Origin of the sequence: Natronobiforma cellulositropha (assembly GCF_025629245.1) — an archaeon.
GTDB lineage: Archaea > Halobacteriota > Halobacteria > Halobacteriales > Natrialbaceae > Natronobiforma > Natronobiforma cellulositropha.
Genome location: NZ_JANZXN010000009.1, coordinates 41,733 through 60,772, shown reverse-complemented (window position 1 = coordinate 60,772; position 19,040 = coordinate 41,733). Strand labels below are relative to the sequence as shown.

General features: G+C 64.0%; 23 protein-coding genes. 11 read left to right on the top strand and 12 right to left on the bottom strand.

Translation table 11 applies throughout. The features are described 5' to 3' along the window. Positions 1-29 precede the first annotated feature (29 nt). From flaJ to N0B15_RS04475, 6 genes are read right to left on the bottom strand one after another with little or no spacing between them, the layout of a single operon-like run. Positions 30-1,745, bottom strand: a complete 1,716-nt coding sequence (gene flaJ, locus N0B15_RS04500) for an archaellar assembly protein FlaJ (protein WP_263018284.1) — start codon at positions 1,743-1,745, stop codon at positions 30-32. A 2-nt stretch (positions 1,746-1,747) separates the two neighbouring features. Further along, positions 1,748-3,427 (bottom strand): type II/IV secretion system ATPase subunit, encoded by a 1,680-nt coding sequence (locus N0B15_RS04495; RefSeq protein WP_263018283.1) that lies wholly within the window; start codon positions 3,425-3,427, stop codon positions 1,748-1,750. Position 3,428: 1 nt separating this feature from the next. Continuing rightward, entirely contained in the window at positions 3,429-4,157 is a 729-nt protein-coding gene (arlH, locus tag N0B15_RS04490) for an archaellum protein ArlH (RefSeq protein WP_263018281.1), read from the bottom strand. Next, on the bottom strand, positions 4,154-4,606 hold the full coding sequence (gene arlG / locus N0B15_RS04485) for an archaellum stator protein ArlG (protein WP_263018279.1): 453 nt from the start codon (positions 4,604-4,606) through the stop codon (positions 4,154-4,156). Before arlG ends, arlH begins: the two co-directional genes overlap by 4 nt. Position 4,607: 1 nt before the next feature. After that, positions 4,608-5,054 carry an archaellum stator protein ArlF gene (gene arlF, locus N0B15_RS04480; RefSeq protein ID WP_263018278.1) on the bottom strand — a complete coding sequence of 149 codons (447 nt, stop codon included), beginning with the start codon at positions 5,052-5,054 and terminating at the stop codon, positions 4,608-4,610. Positions 5,055-5,101: 47 nt separating this feature from the next. Further along, positions 5,102-6,118 (bottom strand): FlaD/FlaE family flagellar protein, encoded by a 1,017-nt coding sequence (locus tag N0B15_RS04475; protein ID WP_263018277.1) that lies wholly within the window; start codon positions 6,116-6,118, stop codon positions 5,102-5,104. 431 nt (positions 6,119-6,549) lie between these two features. Here N0B15_RS04475 and N0B15_RS04470 point away from each other — a divergent pair, with 431 nt between their 5' ends. Beyond that, the gene (locus tag N0B15_RS04470) at positions 6,550-7,155 is read left to right on the top strand and encodes an archaellin/type IV pilin N-terminal domain-containing protein (protein ID WP_263018276.1); all 606 of its coding nucleotides are present in this window, start codon (positions 6,550-6,552) and stop codon (positions 7,153-7,155) included. Positions 7,156-7,198: 43 nt separating this feature from the next. Continuing rightward, positions 7,199-7,723 carry a DUF7500 family protein gene (locus N0B15_RS04465; protein WP_263018275.1) on the top strand — a complete coding sequence of 175 codons (525 nt, stop codon included), beginning with the start codon at positions 7,199-7,201 and terminating at the stop codon, positions 7,721-7,723. Positions 7,724-7,833: 110 nt separating this feature from the next. Here N0B15_RS04465 and N0B15_RS04460 read toward each other — a convergent pair whose 3' ends face one another. Then, the gene (locus tag N0B15_RS04460; RefSeq protein WP_263018274.1) at positions 7,834-7,998 is read right to left on the bottom strand and encodes a hypothetical protein; all 165 of its coding nucleotides are present in this window, start codon (positions 7,996-7,998) and stop codon (positions 7,834-7,836) included. Positions 7,999-8,398: 400 nt separating this feature from the next. Here N0B15_RS04460 and N0B15_RS04455 point away from each other — a divergent pair, with 400 nt between their 5' ends. The 8 genes from N0B15_RS04455 (at position 8,399) to N0B15_RS04420 (ending at position 15,225) form a co-directional block, all read left to right on the top strand. Further along, positions 8,399-9,541, top strand: a complete 1,143-nt coding sequence (locus tag N0B15_RS04455) for an eCIS core domain-containing protein (protein WP_263018273.1) — start codon at positions 8,399-8,401, stop codon at positions 9,539-9,541. A 5-nt stretch (positions 9,542-9,546) separates the two neighbouring features. After that, positions 9,547-10,458: a DUF7958 family protein gene (locus tag N0B15_RS04450; RefSeq protein ID WP_464502955.1), complete on the top strand. Its 912-nt coding sequence runs from the start codon at positions 9,547-9,549 to the stop codon at positions 10,456-10,458. A gap of 8 nt (positions 10,459-10,466) precedes the next feature. Beyond that, complete coding sequence (locus N0B15_RS18295; protein WP_425494208.1) at positions 10,467-11,318, top strand: eCIS core domain-containing protein; 852 nt, start codon at positions 10,467-10,469, stop codon at positions 11,316-11,318. 2 nt (positions 11,319-11,320) lie between these two features. Continuing rightward, on the top strand, positions 11,321-12,322 hold the full coding sequence (locus N0B15_RS04440) for a DUF7958 family protein (RefSeq protein WP_263018270.1): 1,002 nt from the start codon (positions 11,321-11,323) through the stop codon (positions 12,320-12,322). 1 nt (position 12,323) lies between these two features. Further along, positions 12,324-12,875 (top strand): hypothetical protein, encoded by a 552-nt coding sequence (locus tag N0B15_RS18235; protein ID WP_317618587.1) that lies wholly within the window; start codon positions 12,324-12,326, stop codon positions 12,873-12,875. A gap of 1 nt (position 12,876) precedes the next feature. After that, the gene (locus tag N0B15_RS04430; RefSeq protein WP_460691609.1) at positions 12,877-13,881 is read left to right on the top strand and encodes a DUF7958 family protein; all 1,005 of its coding nucleotides are present in this window, start codon (positions 12,877-12,879) and stop codon (positions 13,879-13,881) included. Positions 13,882-14,014: 133 nt separating this feature from the next. After that, complete coding sequence (locus N0B15_RS04425; RefSeq protein ID WP_263018268.1) at positions 14,015-14,458, top strand: DUF5807 family protein; 444 nt, start codon at positions 14,015-14,017, stop codon at positions 14,456-14,458. Positions 14,459-14,532: 74 nt separating this feature from the next. Beyond that, entirely contained in the window at positions 14,533-15,225 is a 693-nt protein-coding gene (locus N0B15_RS04420) for a hypothetical protein (protein ID WP_263018267.1), read from the top strand. Positions 15,226-15,417: 192 nt separating this feature from the next. Here N0B15_RS04420 and N0B15_RS04415 read toward each other — a convergent pair whose 3' ends face one another. From N0B15_RS04415 to N0B15_RS04405, 3 genes are all read right to left on the bottom strand, one after another. Beyond that, complete coding sequence (locus N0B15_RS04415; RefSeq protein WP_263018266.1) at positions 15,418-15,666, bottom strand: antitoxin VapB family protein; 249 nt, start codon at positions 15,664-15,666, stop codon at positions 15,418-15,420. A 61-nt stretch (positions 15,667-15,727) separates the two neighbouring features. Beyond that, entirely contained in the window at positions 15,728-16,894 is a 1,167-nt protein-coding gene (locus N0B15_RS04410; RefSeq protein ID WP_263018264.1) for a DHH family phosphoesterase, read from the bottom strand. Between the two features lie 133 nt (positions 16,895-17,027). Then, a complete protein-coding gene (locus N0B15_RS04405; RefSeq protein ID WP_263018262.1) occupies positions 17,028-17,486 on the bottom strand; it encodes a universal stress protein in 459 nt (152 codons plus the stop codon). Positions 17,487-17,603: 117 nt separating this feature from the next. Between N0B15_RS04405 and N0B15_RS04400 the strand changes: the two genes are divergently transcribed. After that, positions 17,604-18,074, top strand: coding sequence for a universal stress protein (locus N0B15_RS04400; protein ID WP_263018261.1), 471 nt, complete (start codon positions 17,604-17,606; stop codon positions 18,072-18,074). Here N0B15_RS04400 and N0B15_RS04395 read toward each other — a convergent pair whose 3' ends face one another. Both N0B15_RS04395 and N0B15_RS04390 read right to left on the bottom strand, forming a co-directional pair. Further along, a complete protein-coding gene (locus N0B15_RS04395) occupies positions 18,075-18,638 on the bottom strand; it encodes a GNAT family N-acetyltransferase (protein ID WP_263018260.1) in 564 nt (187 codons plus the stop codon). 2 nt (positions 18,639-18,640) lie between these two features. Next, complete coding sequence (locus N0B15_RS04390) at positions 18,641-19,009, bottom strand: universal stress protein (RefSeq protein ID WP_263018259.1); 369 nt, start codon at positions 19,007-19,009, stop codon at positions 18,641-18,643. Between the last annotated feature and the right edge of the window lie 31 nt (positions 19,010-19,040).

Here is a 19,040-nt window from a genome sequence, read left to right as displayed (position 1 = left end):
TCGAGTCGTGAGTCGGGCGGCGAGTCGTCTCAGACGCTGACCAGCGAGGAGACGACGTACTGGGTGGAGACGGCGATCAACGCGCCCATCCACACCATCAGGACGAAGTGGACGAGCGCGGCGACGAGGTGGCCACGGTCTGAAATCTTGATGATGAGCGCCGAGAACATCGCGTTGAGCAGGATGGTGATGATCAGCAGGTACTCGATCGCGACGATGTTGTAGCCTGCGGTGCTCAATAGATCGCCGACGACCTGCTGGTCTAGGTCCATCTCGTCTGTGACGTCCATCATGACCTCGACGATCTCGAGACCGACGAAAAAGGAGAAGACGCTCGCGGCGGTGATGCCGTAGAGGACGCCGGTGAGCGTCGTCGTCGCCTGCACCCGCTTCTCGCGTACTTTCAGCACCTCGTTCTGGTTCTTACTGATGACCTGCCCGAGCAGGCGCGGGTCGCCACCCATCTGGCGGCCGATGACGTACATATCGCCGAACTTCTGGATGAGGTAGGAGCCGGTCTCGGCGGCGAACAGGCGCCAGGAGCGAACGTCGTCGATCCGCATGTTCAGCCGTTTGTACAGCGCGTCGACGTTCTCCGTCAGCGACCCGAAGTCCTTCTTTCGCAGACTCGAGAGGACGGTCCCGGTCGACACCTGCTTGACGCTCTCGACCGCACCGAGGGCGCGAATAAAGCTCGGGAACTCGCTGTCGCGGTCTCTGACCTTGTTCTCCTCGGTCCGCATCTTCCAGCCCGGATACAGAAGCGGTGTGACCGGAATCGCCGCCAGCACCGCCAGCGGAATCCGATCCGGGGCGAGCGGCGTGAAGCCGAGGAGGACGACGAGGACGGCGACACCGAGGAGGACGCTCGAGCCGAAGCCGAGAGCGAGTGCGCGCGGGATGCGCGTGAGCGGGCCCTCACCGGCGGTCTCCTGGATGTACCAGATGGGGTCGTACGGGGCGACGACGTGGACGGCGTAGATGAAGATGACCTGGACGAACGCGAACATGACGATGGTGCCGCCGATGAGCAGCGTCGGGTTGATGCCGATGATGATGGGGATGACGATGGCGAAGACGAGGATGAACGCCGTCGAGAGCATCATCGACATGTAGAGTTCTTTCATCACGTCGAGTTTCGCGAGGTCGGCCTCGTAGCGCGTGGTGAACTGCTGGATGATGCTGTCCTGTTCGTCCATCAGGAACTCGCTGATCTGCTGGCCGCCGCCGACGGTGTACGCCAGCCGTTCGAGGAAGTCGGTCAGGAGTGGACTGGTCGACTGTTTGGCTCGCATCCGGCAGGCGTCGTCTAAGCTCACGTTCCAGGTGTCGACGAGACCGACGAGGTGGCCCATCTCCTCGGCGAGCGCCTCGTACTCGTCTTCCTCGGCGAGCGTCCGAAAGATCTCGACGCGGTTGATGTTCGTCATCGAGAGGACGGTGATGTGGGTCAGAAAGAGGTGAAAGCGCTGGCGGATCTGCTTGCGCTTTCTGTCCTGTGCGGACTTCGGGTAGATGACGGCGACGAAGACGGCGAACAGGCCGAGTAAGACGAGCGGCGCAGCGATCGACAGCGCCAACCCGAAGTAGACGGTCGCCGCGACGGAGAGGACGAAGAAGACGAACGAGGGGATGACGGCGATCAGGAGATACTGCGAGATCGGCATCTCCATCGTCTCGTAGGCGGCGTTGAGCGAGGCGAGCGCCGACCGGGGGCTCACGTCGGGTTGGGTTTCTGTCGACATCGTTAGGCGAACTGGTTGAGACCCCGGACCTGGATCGGCAGCCCCTGGAGACCGTCACGCTGGAAGTCGGCGATCGCCTTGTTCACCTCGTGGTAGCCCAGGATGTCGGCGTCGATCAGCTGTCGGATAATCTCGGCGCGCTTGTCGAGTTCGTCGTAGATTCCGCGGGTGTCCTGGTAGCCGAGTAAGGTCGCGATCTGTTCTTCGAGCACGTAGGAGTTGTTCCGGCCGGTGAAGACCGTCTCGTCGTCACGCGGATCCCAGCGGAACGCCTCGCGAGTGACGACCCCGCCCTCGTAGTCGGAGTAGCCTTCGATCTCCTGGACACTCGTCACGCGTCGGAGGATCTTATCACCCTGTTTGACACGGTTCTGGAAGAGCGCCACGTCACAGTTGTCCATGAACGTCTCGGGGACGTTGATCGGGTTCCCCGTGAATCGCTGGATCATACTGACGATGTTGCTCGCGTGGAAGGTGAGGATCACCGGGTGACCCGTCTGGGCGGCCTGGAACGCCATCTGCCCCTCCGCCCCACGAACCTCACCGACGATGATGTAGTCGGGACGCGAACGCAACGCGGCCGCGACCAGGTCGAACATGTCCACGTCGGCGTCGCCGTCGGCCGAGCCCTCACGCGTCAACAGCTGCTGCCAGGTGTTGTGCGGGGGCAACACCTCGGCGGTGTCCTCTGCGGTGTAGATCTTCGAATCCTGCGGGATAAACGAGAGCATCGCGTTCAGCGTCGTCGTCTTCCCGGACGCCGTCTCCCCGACGACGAACACCGTCTGCTCGTTCTCGAGACAGAGCCAGAGATAGGCCGCGAGTTCCGGGGAGAGCGTCCCCCAGTTGGTGATCTGGAAGATCGAGAGCGGAATCTCCTCGCCCTGACGGATCGTCAGCGAGGGTCCCTGAATCGAGACGTCGTCGGAGTAGATGATGTTGATACGCGAGCCATCCGGCAGCGTCGCGTCGATGATCGGATCGGAGTCGCTGATCGGGTGGTTCATCCGCTCACCCATGTTTCGCAGCCACTGTTCGAACTCCTCGGGCGAGCCGAAGTCGACCGTCGCCTCGACCATCCCGTAGGTGCCGTGGTCGATGTAACACTGGTGGGGCCCGATCACGTGAATGTCCTCGTTCGCCGTGTCGGTCATCACCGGCTCGAGCGGTCCGAGACCGACGATGTCGCGCTGTAGCTGGTAGCGCAGCCGGTTGAACCGGTCCGGCGTCACCGAGATCTTCCCGCCGCCGAGTGAGCGTACCCGGCCGATCGACTGGCCCGCGATGCCGCCGGTGACCTCGACGACCTCCTCGAGCAGCGCGTCCAGGTGCGCTTCGAACTCGCCCTCGTCGCTGGGTGCCGGACGGGTGACGCTCAGGTCGAGGATGCGCTGGCGGATCTGGTTGTAGAGCGATTTGTCCTCGTCCTCGAGCACCGGTTCGACGCAGTAGTAGGTGGTGTCGATACCGACGTCACCGTAGACGTGACAGAAGATCGGTTCCTCCGCCTCGTAGATGACGTTCGGGCGGTGGGACTCCCACTCGCCGGAGGGTTCGTCGATCAGCGTCGGATACTCCGAGTACTCGGCGTAGAACTCCGTCAAGTGCTCGCGGAGGTGTGGATACTCGCGGGCGAGACCGTCGAGTTCGTTCGAGAGTCGGGAGGTGCCAAAGTCCGCCATCTCAGGCCACCGTTCTGCTCACGATCGAGAGGCCACGCCCCTGCTGGACGTTGAAGCTGATCGAGTCGTCGACCGGCTCTTTCATGTTCTGGAACCGCCGGACGCGGATCGTCCGTCTGATCTCCTGGCCGACCGTGTTCGTGTCGATCTGGAAGTAGACGTCGGCGACGTTACGCAGCGGGCGCAGGGCGTCCTCGTCGACGCTCGTCGGGTCGACCGTCATCACGACCGTCTTGTTCTGGGCGGTCACCCGGCGCAGGAACGAGACGAGGCGCTGGATGACGTGGTCTTCCTCGCCCGAATCGCTCACCGCCTCGAAGCGCGGATCGTTCCTGAGCAAGCCGCTCAGGCTATCGACGTAGATCACGTCCGCCCGCCAGAGCGTCTGCGCCCCGACGAACCGCGAGAGCAGCTCGCGTTTTCGCCCCTCGTCGTGGGTGTCGATGTTCGCGTACAGAAACAGCATCTGCTCACCCAGCAGGTGGTCGACGACGTCGTAGGAGAGCGAGTGCATCTGCTGGACGAACTCCCAGGACTCGAGCTCCGTCGAGATGTAGGTGACGTAGGTCCCCTCGGCGGCCATGCCGTAGGAGAAGCGCTGACAGATGACGCTCTTTCCCGCGCCGTCTTCGCCCTCGACGAGGACGAGGCTTCCCTCGGGAAGCCCGCCCCCGATGGCGTTGTCCACGCGATCACTGTCGGTCAGCCCGATTGAGTAGTGGTCCGTCATGGTGTGTAGAATTCGAACGCCTCGCTGTCGCCGTCGACGCCGACGACGATCCGGTGTTCACCCGCCTCGAGTTCCGTCGCGATCTCGAGCTGGGCGACCGTCCCCGAGCGCCAGGAACCGCCCTCGAGCACCGAGAGGTCGAGGTCGCTACGCGGAATGTACTGGCCGTCGACCAGGACGTCGAGGCGGGCCGTGTCGTTCTCGAGCGTCCGGTCGCCCGTGTTTTTCACGTAGAGCGTGACGGTCCCGTTGCCGTCGTAGACGGTCCCGCTCCCGGCGTCGCTGATGATCTCGATATCCGTGTCGATCTGATCTCTGACGTCGGTGCTGTAGGTGTCGACCGAGTTACTGATCTGGTTGACGTTGGTGACCAGCGTCCCCGCGACACCCGCGGCGATCAGCATCGCCGCGATGAACAGGATCAGACTCGAGATGGAATCGGCGGCCATCCTAGCTCACCTCCACGTCGGTTATCGTCGCGGCGACGCCGTGTTGCGTGACGACTTTCGCCCGCTCGGGGTCGGCGTTCGGCTCGAGCTGGACCGTCATCGAGAGCGTCTCGCCGGACTGCCACAGCGTCCGCGTCGCGTCGCCACTCACGGCGGTCTCGTAGCCCGTCCGGTAGACGCCGTCGATCAGCAGGTCGGTCTCGGGTACCGAGAGCGTCGTCGACCCCGTATTCGTGACGTCGAGCGTGAGCGTCTCGGCGTCCGCATCGTAGACGGCCGCGTCGACCGCTATCGCCGTGTTCCTGACGTCGAGCGCACGCTGGTCGCGGTCGTCGATCGCCGTCGCACGCCGGTCGTGGGCCGCCTCGAGCGTCGGGTAGGCGATACCGACGGCTAGCAGCAAGCCGATGAAGAGGATCGCCGCTGCACCACTCGTACTGAATCCCATCCCTGATCACCTCGGTCTCTCTCTCACGGTCACCCTCACACACTGGCTCACGACTCGACTTCCTGTCTGGTCGCGTGAATCTCGTTCAACTTCATGATGTACGTGTAACTCTCGGCGTGATCTTCGGCGGTCAGCTCCTCGGGCGTCGTCGTCGGATCGACGTGAATGTCGAGGTCCGGACCGCTCAGGACGGACTCTAAGTGCGTGCGCACCTCGGGGTCGATCCAGCCGATCTCGTCGTAGTAGGAGATCGCCCGCAACGTCGCCGCCGGCCCGGCCGTCGCGACGAGTTCCGTGAGCCACTCGAAGACGATCACGTCACTCGCGTACGTACCCGAGAGACGGTGTAAGGTGACGTCGCCGTCGTCTTCGTCTGCGTCGTCTTCGGTCTCGATACGCTCGGTCGCCTGTACCTCCACGTGCGTGTCATCCTCGTCGAACTCGACGGTGTCGCCGTCGGCCGCATCGGCGTCCTCGGCCGCGTCCTCGATCGCACCCTTCAGATCGGCGAACGACACCGTCTCAGCCGCGTCGTCGGTCTCGAGACCGAAGCCCTCGCCCTCGTCGTTCTCCCCGAAGATGCCGAAGCCGTTCTCGGTCTCGCCGTCGCCGGTGAACGGGTTGACGTCGTCGGTCAGCCGGTCGTAGACGCCGAGCAGCTGTCGGATCGTGTCGTCGACGTCTTCGATCTTCTCGGAGACGTGCTGCTGGGAGTCCTGGATCGAACCGAGCTGTGCACCGTTGTTCTCGAGTTCGTCCTCGAGCGACTCGATACGGTAGTACAGGTCGTCGACGACCTCGTCGTCGTCGAGATCCTCCGGGTCGGGACGTTCTTCGCGTTCGAAACTCGGCTGGGTCGGCTCGGCAGACGCCCCGCCGCCAGCCGCCCCGTCGACACCCTCGGCTCCGGGAGCCGCGACGCCAGCAGCCTCGACGCCGGCGGCTCCAGCCTGCGCTGGCCCTGCCTCCTGACGAGCACGCTCGCGGTCACGGCCGCGGCGGCCGCCGGTGTTGCTCAGGAAGCGCTCGAGGAGTTCACGGATGTTGTCGAGTCCGAGGTTCATTCGCGGTCACGACCCGCTGGTTCGTCGGACGCCGGAGGGCGAGGCGTCCCGGTCTTCGTCTGTACGTCGCACGATCATCTACCCTCCCAATACCCAGACAGGCGGTATAGCTGTACGCTCGAGTTCGGCGGCCGATTCGGACGGCGTATCGAGCCGTGAGTCGAGTGTCGAAACGCCGGCTGAAATGATGCGGACGTTGATAGTACGACTGGACAATGGGTCTGTCGGGGTGCATCCCCAGAATCTGTGATGCTACCGGCTCGCCACCCGACGCTCGATGGGAACACCGCACGCACTGTCGCTACCGTCCCGGGGACCGGCCCTCGGGGGCGCGACGGCGTGCGCCCATCCGCGGTGTGTCGGAGAGACGCGGCGTCTCGAGTCGCTCGAGAGCGGCACTGGCGAACGGGAGCACGCAGGGTGTACGCACAATGTTCGAGAAAATAACAGACGAAGAGGAACGTGGTCAGGTCGGTATCGGTACCCTGATCATCTTCATCGCAATGATCCTCGTCGCGGCGGTCGCGGCGGGCGTACTGATCAACACAGCAGGGCTGTTACAGACCCAGGCGACCAACACCGGATCCGACACGCAACAGGCTGTCGCGAACCAGATCGAAGTCGTCCACGCGGTCGGTAACGTGACGCCAGAGAACGGTGACCGCTACGTGGACGTGCTGAACCTGACGGTGAAGAAGTCCGCAGGATCTGAGGAGATCGACCTCTCCTCGATGACGATCCAGTACACGAGTGACCATCAAGATACGACACTCGTCCACGGTGACGACGCAGACGCATCGAACTTCACCACCGAAAAGGTCGCTGGTGAGGACCGAAACGAGGACGACACCTCGCTGATCTACACTGAAGAGCGCGTGAAACTCACGCTCGACGTCAGTCAGATCGAAGACAACGGGAACGGTCTCGAGGCAGGCTCGTCCGTGACGGTCCTGCTCGTCGACCAGTCCGGTGCGCAGTTCACCTACGGTGTGAGCGTGCCGAACACCTTCGGTGACCGCTCGGTCGTCCTGGTCTAATCGGCCAGCAACGATCTGAACCGCCTCACATAACCACCGTGATATGAGTTCCGAACCGGTCAACACCGACGAAGATGGTGTCCTCAGCCCCGACGAGTTGCGCCTCGACGACGAGCGTGTCGACCGTCTGGGCGAGAACCGCTACGTCATCCGACCGGACCGTTCGGAGACAGACACGCTCGAGGGCACGCCCGACCGCGGGCACTCGAGTCTCGACGACGGATTCACGACGGCCATCGCTGCTGTCGGGGATGTACCTGCGACGGACGAATCGTCCGCAGCGATCGGTGCGTCCGAACCCGACGTCGGCGGCGAGCGCTCACACGCGGGAGCGGCCCCGCGACACGCGGGCGCAGTCGCACTCGAGTCTGTTCCCGACCCGCACGGTATCGACGTAACGCTGAAGACCGACGGCGAACTCGCACACCTCACCGTGACGTCTCACGACGTCCGCGAGGTGTTCGTCGAACTACTGAGCTGGTACGCGAACCAGCTCGACGACGACCTCACGCCCGCACAGGCGCTCGAGGTCATGCTGGCGACGTGCGACCTCGACGCTCCACGATAGCGTCGCGCCGTCGCCCGCTCTTTTGCGGTCACAACGTGCGAGCCGACCGGCCGCACGGACGACGACAGAACACCCGTGACTGGCCAGACGGCGGCGACCGCTCGAGCGAGCTAGCCGCGCAACGCCCGCGCCTCCTCCTGGGTGAGATAACAGCCACAGGAGGCGACGATGGTGTACGGACCCGTCGCGGTCACCCCCACGACGACACTCTCACAGTGCGGACAGCGCGGCGGGTTCCACCCCTCGCCACCCCACCGGCCGTACTCCTCGCTCATCGGCACCTCCCCGTGTGGGGCACTCGAGTACGAGCGTTGGCACTCCGAAAACGGGCGTTTCGCGGGCTGTACAGCGTGTATGCGCACCTTTTAAGGTTGCGTAGTTGGTACTGAGTCATGGCTGCTTAACCCTCGCGGGTTGGAAGCCACGCCTCGGGTGGTGTGACACCCGGGGCACGTTCTGAGCGTGCCCCAACCAGTGTCTGGCGGGCGCAGCTTCCAGACGAGAGTTTCACGGAGAGATACATATAATTTCTGGAAATGGATGTCGGTGATGAGCGGCGTCGCTGGACTCGAGTCAAGGAGTGTGCCCGCTCGAGTGTCCGAATACTAACACCTAATAGGATCGAACAGTAACGGTCTGACAATTACCAATGCAGCAACAGCCGAGGTGGGATGGATGAGTTACGACCGGGACCGACGGGACCGGTCGAACGACGACAGCGAGCGAAACGAACGAACACGGCGCGCTCGAGTGCAGGCCCAGGCCGCGCGCGGAGCGCGCCCCCACCACCATCTCTCGAGCGTGCGACAGCCCTCACCCGAGCACGCGGCCATCCTCGATCAGATGATCCTGAGGCGTGGTCTCGCGGACGTCCAGGAGTTGGGCGAACGGGGTGAACTCCCGCGCGGCTGTAACACGCCGACAGGCGAACAGGTCCGTGATGCTCGAGTGCGTAGCTCCTGGAAAGCGGGTGTCGAACTCGATACGCCGAGTGCGATGCGTTCGGTCCAGGCGCAGGCGGAGAGTGATCTGGTAGGTGAGACAGCCACACCAGAGGTGGTGCGGCGGGTGATCTCCCAACCAGGAAAGCCGCTCGAGGGAGCCGTCCGCGAGGAGATGGAAGCGCGGATGGGGGACTCGTTTTCTGACGTACAGCTGCACACGGGGCCGGAGGCTGCGAAAGCAGCGAGTGCGCTCGAGGCACGGGCGTTCACGACCGGCAATCACGTGGTGTTCAACCGCGGGGAGTACGACCCGGAGAGCGCGGAGGGGAAATATCTGCTCGCGCACGAGTTAGCTCACGTCCGCCAGCAGACCGGTGGCCAGGTCAGTATGCTTCCGCAGGAAGGGAGTTCGCTCGTGATCGATCCCGATCCGGCGCTCGAGCACGAGGCCGACGAAGTGGCCAAACGAGCGCTCGAGGGTGAGGCGGCTGACCCGGTAGTCGCCCACCGCTTGGGGATGGATGTGGCCATCCAGCGCACCTCAGATATTGGCCGACGTGAGTTCGTGTTTGGTGGGGGTATCACCGATGCAGACGAGGAGGACATTCCCGAGGTGAGCGTCTCGTCGGTCCTGAAAGCAGGTGTCATGCAGTTCGCACAGCAACGCATTCCCGGCATCGCCGAGGCAAACGCCATGTCTGAAGAGTTACACAGTCAACTCGGCGGTACCAGGCAACTGATCAACGACCTCGATGAACACCCGCCACCACCCTCCTGGACCGACGCTATCGCCGGAGCAGTCCTCGACCGACTCGAGCTTGGTGGAGCTGAGACTGGAACAGGCAGTTCACAGGCTAGTGAGCTTGGCAGGTGAGTATTATGGATGGTAATATCACTGGTGAAAATGACGAACGGGTTGGACTCTACGTCGATGATAACAACGAGGTGGAACATTGGATAGAAATAGAGTTTGGCGGAGAAATTATGTACCATGATCAGTCTGGTTACTCAGACGATCCGGCCAAGCGTACCGACGAGGAAAACGAACACGTTGAGCAGGCCCGCCGGTTCGCTCGCTACCACGTCTACCGCGAACGCGGCTACGACACACTCCCAGCACTCGAGCATCCCGACAACCTGACGGCGGCGGCGCTGGTCGTCGGGCAACTCTCGCTCGAGCGCATCGAGGCGTACTTCGGGGATTACTACCAGCAGTTGCGCAGCCACGGTGGCCACACAGCGCCAGCGGTCGAGATTCCGGCGGCAGTCGAGGAACGCGATTACCTCTTCTATCAGAAGGATCTCTACCTCGGAACGGCACTCGAAGAGTTCGAGCAGTTCGAGTGGCGCGATGGTGTCTTCCAGCCAGTTACCGACTCTGTGACCGACGTGGACCCCGCGAGCGTCGCCGACCGGGCGGTAGTGGCCGTCTCTGGCGTCCACATCCGCTGGCTCGACTGGAGTGCAACCGAACACGTCGTCAGACACGACGAACCAGCACTCGAGCGCGATCCGACGGTCCGGTTCGAGTGTCGGCCGTTCGTTCCCGACTCGCTCGACTCGTTCCGGGATGCGCTGGTACACAACCTGGCGTGCCAGGCACGTGACTGTTACATTGGGATGGGTATTGCGCCACCGGAAGAGATGCGCGTCCAGGGTTTCGGAACGTACGAGTACTACATCCGCTATCAGAAACTCGATTCGATGTACCAGCCGTATCACCAGCGCAACGCCACCATCACCGACTGGCAAGAAGCCACCACACCCAACGGGCACTTCCCCCTCGAATGACCAGAGCCGTGATCGGAGGACAGCACGGAACGCCGCTCGAGGGAGCTGTCCGAGACGAGATGGAAGCGCGGATGGGCGACTCCTTCAGTGATGTGCAGCTTCACACTGGGCCGGAGGCTGCGAAGGCCGCGAGTGCGCTCGAGGCGCGGGCGTTCACCACCGGCAACCACGTGGTGTTCAACCGCGGCGAGTACGACCCAGAGAGTGCGGAGGGGAAGTACCTCTTGGCGCACGAGTTGGCTCACGTGAGACAGCAGACCGGTGGTGCGATTAGTATGCTCCCCCAGGAGGGGAGTTCGCTGGTCATCGACCCCGATCCCGAACTCGAGCGTGAAGCTGACGAGGTGGCGAGGAAGGCGCTCGAGGGCGAGGAGCCAGTGGTGGCTCACCGACTCGGGACCGAGGTTCACATCCAGCGGCTGAGCATGGATTCACTGGTGCCGCTGCTCGGGATGGCCCCACAGATGATGCAGATGCTCCCCATGTTCGCCCCCTACGTCAAAGGCGATGTCGAGGAGAAGGCCTCCGAAGCCGCTCAGGTCTACGAGAACCGCGACCAGGTCGACTGGTTCAAAGCCATCTACGAGGGTGGGAAAAAGGACCTCGGCCGAGCCATCAATCTGGGCACCGAACTCCCCGGTATGAAAGCTATCAAAGAAGGCTACAACAACGCCTCCGAACAGCTCCAACCCTCGTTTCAGGACCAACTCGAGAGTGCCACCATTCCGGACCGCTGGCTCTCACAGATTAAACTCGAACTCACGAACGACATCGTGAATGTTGTGACAAGCGAGATCGACTCACCAGATACGGGAACAACCGGGGAGACTGAGGACGAAACAGGTCTCAGAAACGACTGAAAATGAAGGGGACAATTATCGATGAAAACGACAAAGGTGTCGCGATAGACGTACACGACAATAACGGCGTGTTACACGAAATCTCTTTATTTAAAAATGGAGAGATTACCTATCATAACCAAGACGGCTACGCTGACGAACCAGCCGAGCGTACCTTAGAGGGGAACGAACATATTGCTCAAGCCCAACGGTTCGCCAGATACTGGGTCTACCGCAAGCGCGGCTACGATACCCTCGAGCCACGACGCAATCCTGACCGCATCCTCGCGGCCGTCGTCGCAGTTGCTCCGCTGACCACCGACTCCTTCGAGCACTACTTCGGCGACCTCTACCAGCAGTATCGAAGCGTCTACGGAGACGCTACACCAACAGTTGACCTCCCAGAGGGTGTCGATCCCAAAGAAACCGTCTACATGAAAGACATCTACCTCGGTCTCGGTGAGAGCGGACTGGATGCCGCGGCAGCGAAGATCCTCTCCCAGCCGAAGCTAATGACGCTCATTGGTGCAACGGTGAACGTCGGTGGTGAACGCCCGGACGGCGCGGAATTCCTCCCCGAATTTCGCGACATTGTCGCCGAAGCGAGCGGTCGAGATCCGGACTCACTGATGAGTCTGCGAGACGGACTCCTCATTGACGCCGTCTCCAAGATCGGCGTCCAGTACGGGTCGATCGACGACGCGACGACCATCGAGGGAGAACAGCCACCGCTCGAGCGCGACCCTGATGCACGGGTTGAACACTTCGCCTACGATGCACCGTCGCTCTCTGAGTTCCACATCCGGGTAGTGAATCACCTCGTCTGTCAGGCTCGAGATTGCTACCTGCTGGCAGGGATCGCGCCGCCCAAACAGCTTCGAATCGGTGGACCAGGATTTCGCGAGGCACTCGGATTGTATAACGCAAATCCACTATACGAACAGTACTGGGATCCAGCTGTCGAGATCTCGACCTGGTTCGACGAACACACACCCAGCGACGCATATACCTCTGACACATCCTGAGATGGGGCGTGTTCAGGTGATAAAACTCGAGCGCGAAGCCGACGAGGTAGCGAGGAAGGCGCTCGAGGGTGAGGAGCCAGTGGTGGCTCACCGACTCGGGACCGAGGTTCACATCCAGCGGCTGGGTATGGATTCGCTGGTACCGCTGCTCGGAATGGCTCCCCAGATGATGCAGATGCTCCCCATGTTCGCCCCCTACGTCAAAGGCGACGTCGAGGAGAAGGCCTCCGAAGCCGCCGACGTCTACGAGAACCGCGACCAGGTCGACTGGTTCGAAGCCGCCTACGAGGGCGGGAAGAAAGACCTGGGCCGGGTCACCAGTCTCGTCACCGAACTCCCCGGTGTCAAAGCCGTCACAGAAGGCTACAACAACGCCTCCGAACAGCTCCAACCCTCGTTTCAGGACCAACTCGAGAGTGCCACCATTCCGGACCGCTGGCTCTCACAGATTAAACTCGAACTCACGAACGACATCGTGAATGTTGTGACAAGCGAGATCGACTCACCAGATACGGGAACAACCGGCGCTGATGGATCAGAGGGTCTGACATAGTATGGAGGCAAACATCACTGGTGAAAACGACCGTAGCGTCGGACTCCACGTTATCGACAATAATGGTGTCACGCACAAAGTCGAGATGCGAAAGCGTGGAGGAGAGGTGTACTACCACGAGCAAGACGGCTACGCTGACGAACCCACCGAGCGCACAGAGGAAGAGAACGAACACGTCGCCCAGGTCCGTCGCTTCGCCAAGTACTGGGTCTACCGCAAGCGTGGGTACGACACCCTCGAGCCACGGTGGAACCCGGACCGTATCCTCGCAGCAGTGGTCGCGGTTGCGCCACTGACGGCTGACGCCGTCGAACGCTACTTTGGCGACCTCCACCAGCAGTTGCGCAGCGTTCACGAGGACGTAGAGAGCGTCGTCGCCCTCCCCGAAGACACCGATTCGAAAGAAGCCGTCTACATGAAAGACATCTACCTCGGACTCGGTGAGGGTGGGCTCGACGCCGCAGCGGCGGAGATCCTCGCCCAGCCGAAGCTGATGACCCTCATCGGCGCGACGGTGAACGTCGGCGGTGAACGCCCGGACGGCGCGGAGTTCCTCCCCGAGTTTCGCGACATCGTCGCCGAGGCGAGCGGCCGAGACCCCGACTCGTTACCCAGCCTGCGAGACGGGCTGCTCATCGACGCCGTCTCGGGCGTGTATGTGCAGTACGGCCCATCTGGGGAGGCGACGATCATCGAGGGAGACCAGCCAGCGCTCGAGCGCGACCCCGACGCACGTCTCGAACTCTACGCCTACGACGAGCCGTCGATCAGTGACTTCCACGTGCGACTCGTGAACAACCTCGTCTGCCAGGCTCGAGATTGCTACCTTCTGGCAGGGATTGCGCCACCCAAACAACTTCGAATCGGTGGCCCAGGGTTCCGCCGTGCCAACGGCTGGTACAATTCGATCGACCTCTACGAACGGTACTGGAATCCCGATGCAGAAATCACCACCTGGTTCGAGGAACACACACCCGACGACGCCTACACCTCCGAGACGGCCTGAGAAAGGGTGTGTTCGGGCGGCATCGCTCGAGTACTGGACATCCTGATCGAACCACTCACCGCTTGCGCGTGAGCGGTCCGAACCACGGCCGTGTGTCGCGTCCTTTTTGGCCCTCGAGTCGCAACCTCGAGCCATGACGAGCGCACGCGAGGAGTTCCTCGCCGGTGACCGCCTCGACGACGTCGCCCTCTACCTCGCCGACAGCTACGTCTCCGACGACCGCCTCGAGCGCTTCGGCGAGGACGTCGCGGATGGCGTCCTCATCGTCGTCGACGGCGAGCGCGGCCGGAACGCCTTCCGCGCGGCGACGGGCACCGACGCGATGACGTTCGCGGGCGAGGCGATGGGCGTCGAGGGACTGATCGAGCGCGACCTCACCGACGGCACCTGTCCCGAAGCGGCGGGCGACGGAGGCGAGGCGAGCGACCACGAGACGCAGTTCGTCTTCGCCTTCGCCGAAGCCCAGAACGAGGAGGTCGGCGGTCTCTACGCCGAAGGCGACGTGCTCCACGCCTACGCGCGCTGTTCGTGCGGTCTCGCCTACTCGGACCGGTGGACGCTCGAGTCCGCCGAGTGAACACCGGCGGGCCACTCGCGGGCGGACGCCGGGCTAACCCAGGCTTTTACGCACACCCCGTGTAGAGACGGTCGATGTCGTTCGAGACCCAGTCCGAGACCGAACGCGGGTGGCCACTCTCGAGTCGCGAGTGGACGGTCATCGGCGGTGCGAGCGCGCTGATGGCGCTCACCGTCGCGCTCATGTCCGTCTTCGTGGCGACGCCGCTGGCCGTCGTCAACGACTACCTCTTCGCCGCCCCCATCGTCGGCGTCCTCGTCTACGGCGCGGCGATCACCGGCGGCCACCTCCTCGCCGAGCGCGGACTCGAGGGCGGGGACACCGGTGTCGCCTTCCTCGGCGTGGTCGTCCTGCTGGTCGCGTTCGGAACCTTCGGCGCAGGCGTCATCTCGTTCGCCCCGCCAGCCGAGCGGCTCACTATTCTCGCGGTCACCGCCGTCGTCGTCACGCTGATGACGGCGGTGGTCGCGACCTACGTCTACGCGCGCTCGAGTACGTTCGAGTCGTGGAACCGCTACGCGACCGTCGCGTTCGTCGCCGGCCTCGTCGCCATCGGTATCGGGACGTTCGTCCTCGGCCAACTCCTGGTAGTGGGGTTCGTCTGCATCTTCCTCGGCTTCCTGTTCCGTCTCGGCTGGGAGATCTGGCGCGTGCGCGACCGGCGCGTCGAGAACGTGGCGCTCCAGACGGTCGGCGTCTACATCGCCGTCGCTGGCGTGTTCGTCCACGTCCTCCAGCTCGTGATGCGCGTGCTCAGTCGGCGGTGACCGACGCCGGAACGCGACGGTAGTAGAAGCACCTGTGTCCGGACGCGAGGTGATCGAACGTTCGGGTCGTGTTTGGTTAGGCGAAAACCAGCCGACCAACCGCCGCTGGGTGGGGCTTTCTGGGCGTTCGCGGCCAACGGACCGGCGGATCGAGCTAAACTAAACACCACCAACGTTCGAGCGCGAGGACTTTTATGAAGCGGTCTCGGTCCGCCGTCGCATCCGATCCTTCCGGGCCGCTTTCGCGTTCTGACGGGCAGTGCGGACGCGGTGGGCGTCCGCATCGGACCAGCGACCAAACCCATCGTCGAAGTCGCCAGCGGCCTTCTCGCCAAGGACGCGCTCGAGTACATCGTTGTAGCTCTCTCCCTCACGCATCCGTTTCTCCAGCGTACGTTTCACCGTAGTACTCACCCTGATCTGTTCGTCTGCGGTACCCATCTCGCGTTGACGATGGCGTCGACGCTACTTCGGTCTTTGGTGCGCGTCCATCGCAGCGGCTTCAGGCGGTCTCTGCTGAATCCTCGTGCTCCTCGCACACCGCGGCGAACGCCTCGAGAATAACCTGTCTCGTGACCGCGCCGCGGGTCGTCCAGTGGTAGGCGTAGTCGAGCACGTCGTGGAGGACGTCCGGCTTACAGCCCGCGGCCTTCGGGTGGCCGCCGCCGCCGAGACGGCCAGCGACCTCGTGACAGCGCTGGAAGGCGTCGGTGCCGCGAATCGAGGCGCTGCCGGCGGGTTTGACGATCACCGAGGCGTCGGCACCCTGCTCGCGCATCGCTTCGGCGACCTCGTTCTGCGAACAGCGGCCGTAGGTGATGCCGACGGTGTAGCCGCCGATCTCGCGCATCTCGGTCCGGCCGAGCGCCTGCTCGATCAGCGCCTCCTTCTCGACGCGCCGCTCGGTGAGGTACGCCTCCGCCCACTCGGGGAGGTCCGCACCGTACTCGCGGACCGTCTCAACGTAGACCGCCGGAGCAGACCAGTAGGCGAAGTCCGCTAAGTCGTCGCTGCGGGGGTCCTCGCGCAGCCAGAGGTCGTGGTCGCGCGTCACCGCCGCGAGTTCCTCGTAGAGCGGATCGAACTCGGTCTCGAGCGACCGGTAGACGACGTCTGCGGTACACTCCTCGTCGCTGTCGCCGACGACGAGGTCGACGCCCGCCGAGCGGACCGAGTGGGCGACGTCCTCGTCCCACTGGTGGTGGTCGAACCAGCGGACGCTCGAGGCGACCTCGCTCGCGGCCGCGAGTTCGCTCGCGACGTAGCCGAAGCGGTCGGGTGCGAGGTCACAGACGAAGAGGTCGATCCCCTCTGGGGCGTAGTCGGCGACGCGCTCGAGACCGTCTTCGATCTCGTGGGGTGCCGCGGGGAGGAGGACGACGCGGTGGGGAGAGGGCTCGTCCTCGCTCGCGTCCTCGGCGTCGGAGTCGACGGCGCTGGCGTCGGGCACCACCCGGACGTCGTCGTAGGTCTCGCGGATCAGGGCGACGCAGGCGAGACCGTCGGCGTCGGGGTCGGCGACGACGGCGGCTTCTGCGCCCTCGAGTTCGGCCTTCGCGCGCTCGTCTGCGGCGTCGTCGTCGCGGTCGTCAGGGAGGAAGAAGCCGGTGCCGGGGAGGACGGACTTGCGAGCGATCGAGAGGTCGGCGGAGACGAGGTCCTCGTACATGCTCGCATCTGTGTGGTCGAGTGAGAAGTACCCGCCGGTCGCCGGTGGTTGAAACCGGCCACACAGAGACGGCCGGTCAATACCCCCGACCTCAAGGGTCGGGACTTGTCAGTGGACTCCCGTTCTGCCGCGCTCAGGCGTCGGCGACGGCGGTCTCGTCGTCGGCAGGCGTCTCGAGTTGGCGGACCGTCAGTACCGGGATCGGTGCGGTTCTGACGACCCGTTCGGCGACGCTCCCGAGGAGGAGGCGGTTCTCACCGTGGCGGCCGCGCGTGCCGGTGACGAGCAGGTCGGCGTCGTGATCGCGCGCGTAGTCACAGATCACCTCGGCGGGGCGGCCCGTGTGAACGGCCGTCGTGACCCCCGATCCGGCGCGGTCGTCGACCGTCGCCAGTGCAGACTCGGCGTGGCGCTCGAGCGCCTGCTCGAGGTCGTCGCGCAACTCCTCGGGCGAGGCATCGACTTCGCGCTCGTCGACCACCGAGAGCGCGTGGACGTCGGCGTCGAACCTGGCGGCGAGGTCGAGGGCGACGTCGATCGCCCGCGTGACGCTCGTCGATCCATCCGTCGCGACGACGATCGTATCGAACATACCTCGAGTTCGGCGCACGCCCGCATAGACTTCACGGAACGTGTAGACGGCCGCCCCGTGGGTGATGTCCACAGCGCACACGGGTGATTTTTCACCATTGGCAACCCATCCTCCGCTATGGACGAGCACAGGACCGACCCAGAACCCGTCGCCGTCGAGACCGTTCTGGTCCCCGTCGACGGGAGTGAAGAGTCCGCTCGAGCGGTCGAGTACGCGGTCGCCGTCGCCGACCGCTACGGCGGGAGCGTACACGTCGTGTTCGTCCTCGGCCGGGGACTCGTCGTCGGCATGGACGCGGGCACCGTCGACGAAGCGACCATCGCCGAGAACGCGACGCACTTTCTCGAAGACACCGAGGCGGTCGGCGACGCCTACGGCGTCCCGATGTCGACCTCGATGACCCACGGCTTCTCGCCGACGCGAAAGACCAGACACCCGGGCAGCGTCGTCCTCGACACCGCCGACGCCGTCGGCGCGGACTTCATCGTCGTTCCACGCGAGTCGATGATCGAACGGCCCGCAGAAGTGCTCGAGAAGGCCGCCGAGTACGTCCTCTCCTACGCGAGCCAGCCCGTCCTCTCGGTCTGATCACTCGAGTCTGATCGACATCTCCTGTTCGAAGCTCTCGGCACCGCAGACCTCGAAGCCGACGCGTTCGTAGAGCGCGATTGCGGGGGCGTTCCAGCGCTCGACGGTCAGCCAGACGCGGTCGATCCCCTGCTCGCCCGCGTGGCCGAGGAGGTGCTCGAGCAGTCGGGTCCCGATACCCGCGCGCTGGTAGGCCTGGAGGACGAAGATGGCGAGTTCCCAGGCGACCTCGCGCGGATCGTCGACGGCGGCCGGGTCCTCGACGTCGGGGACGAGCGTCGCGTGGCCGACGACCGCGCCGTCGTGACACGCCACGACGTTCTTCCCGTCGGCGAGAATCGGCTCGAGCCAGGTGCGGATACGCTCCTCGCCGGTCGGCGGAATTCCCTGCGCGCGGTCGACCGGGTCGAAGCGGACGTAGAGGTCGACGAGCGGTTCGCGGTCACCGTCGGCGAGCGGCCTGATCTCGATCGGCCGTCCCTCCCGGTCAGTGATCGTCGCGGGCGGTGCGGGAAACGGCCCGGACGGGTCGTCTGGGTACACTCGCGTGCGTCTGCGAACCATGGTTACCGAACCAGTTTGACCGTCGCGGGGGCGTTCAACAGGACGAACTCCGTGATCGGGCCGAGTCTGATCTTCCCCATCGGACTCTGGGTCCCGCCGCCGATGACGACCATGTCGAACGACTCTCGCTCGGCGAAGTCGACCAGCGCACTTCCAGGATCACCTTCGAGCGTCGTGACGGTCGCGTCGATTCCCGCCGTCTCGAGTCGGTCGGTCGCGAGCGCCCGGGTTTCGGCCACCGAGCGCTCGGCCGTCGACTTCTCGACGACGGCGACCGTGAGTTCGTCATCCGCCTCGAGCGTCCGCTCGAGCGTCGCCTCGAGCGCCCGCACCGACTCGTCGCTGCCTTCGATGCCCAACAGCACGTTCATGCCCACGAGTCGAACCCGGTAGACGAAAATG

What these genes read in the sequence shown, in the direction of transcription:
- flaJ (WP_263018284.1), bottom strand. Translation starts at nt 1,745, where the DNA reads ATGTCGACAGAAACCCAACCCGACGTGAGCCCCCGGTCGGCGCTCGCC.
- N0B15_RS04495 (WP_263018283.1), bottom strand. Translation starts at nt 3,427, where the DNA reads ATGGCGGACTTTGGCACCTCCCGACTCTCGAACGAACTCGACGGTCTC.
- arlH (WP_263018281.1), bottom strand. Translation starts at nt 4,157, where the DNA reads ATGACGGACCACTACTCAATCGGGCTGACCGACAGTGATCGCGTGGAC.
- arlG (WP_263018279.1), bottom strand. Translation starts at nt 4,606, where the DNA reads ATGGCCGCCGATTCCATCTCGAGTCTGATCCTGTTCATCGCGGCGATG.
- arlF (WP_263018278.1), bottom strand. Translation starts at nt 5,054, where the DNA reads ATGGGATTCAGTACGAGTGGTGCAGCGGCGATCCTCTTCATCGGCTTG.
- N0B15_RS04475 (WP_263018277.1), bottom strand. Translation starts at nt 6,118, where the DNA reads ATGAACCTCGGACTCGACAACATCCGTGAACTCCTCGAGCGCTTCCTG.
- N0B15_RS04470 (WP_263018276.1), top strand. Translation starts at nt 6,550, where the DNA reads ATGTTCGAGAAAATAACAGACGAAGAGGAACGTGGTCAGGTCGGTATC.
- N0B15_RS04465 (WP_263018275.1), top strand. Translation starts at nt 7,199, where the DNA reads ATGAGTTCCGAACCGGTCAACACCGACGAAGATGGTGTCCTCAGCCCC.
- N0B15_RS04460 (WP_263018274.1), bottom strand. Translation starts at nt 7,998, where the DNA reads ATGAGCGAGGAGTACGGCCGGTGGGGTGGCGAGGGGTGGAACCCGCCG.
- N0B15_RS04455 (WP_263018273.1), top strand. Translation starts at nt 8,399, where the DNA reads ATGAGTTACGACCGGGACCGACGGGACCGGTCGAACGACGACAGCGAG.
- N0B15_RS04450 (WP_464502955.1), top strand. Translation starts at nt 9,547, where the DNA reads ATGGATGGTAATATCACTGGTGAAAATGACGAACGGGTTGGACTCTAC.
- N0B15_RS04440 (WP_263018270.1), top strand. Translation starts at nt 11,321, where the DNA reads ATGAAGGGGACAATTATCGATGAAAACGACAAAGGTGTCGCGATAGAC.
- N0B15_RS18235 (WP_317618587.1), top strand. Translation starts at nt 12,324, where the DNA reads ATGGGGCGTGTTCAGGTGATAAAACTCGAGCGCGAAGCCGACGAGGTA.
- N0B15_RS04430 (WP_460691609.1), top strand. Translation starts at nt 12,877, where the DNA reads ATGGAGGCAAACATCACTGGTGAAAACGACCGTAGCGTCGGACTCCAC.
- N0B15_RS04425 (WP_263018268.1), top strand. Translation starts at nt 14,015, where the DNA reads ATGACGAGCGCACGCGAGGAGTTCCTCGCCGGTGACCGCCTCGACGAC.
- N0B15_RS04420 (WP_263018267.1), top strand. Translation starts at nt 14,533, where the DNA reads ATGTCGTTCGAGACCCAGTCCGAGACCGAACGCGGGTGGCCACTCTCG.
- N0B15_RS04415 (WP_263018266.1), bottom strand. Translation starts at nt 15,666, where the DNA reads ATGGGTACCGCAGACGAACAGATCAGGGTGAGTACTACGGTGAAACGT.
- N0B15_RS04410 (WP_263018264.1), bottom strand. Translation starts at nt 16,894, where the DNA reads ATGTACGAGGACCTCGTCTCCGCCGACCTCTCGATCGCTCGCAAGTCC.
- N0B15_RS04405 (WP_263018262.1), bottom strand. Translation starts at nt 17,486, where the DNA reads ATGTTCGATACGATCGTCGTCGCGACGGATGGATCGACGAGCGTCACG.
- N0B15_RS04400 (WP_263018261.1), top strand. Translation starts at nt 17,604, where the DNA reads ATGGACGAGCACAGGACCGACCCAGAACCCGTCGCCGTCGAGACCGTT.
- N0B15_RS04395 (WP_263018260.1), bottom strand. Translation starts at nt 18,638, where the DNA reads ATGGTTCGCAGACGCACGCGAGTGTACCCAGACGACCCGTCCGGGCCG.
- N0B15_RS04390 (WP_263018259.1), bottom strand. Translation starts at nt 19,009, where the DNA reads ATGAACGTGCTGTTGGGCATCGAAGGCAGCGACGAGTCGGTGCGGGCG.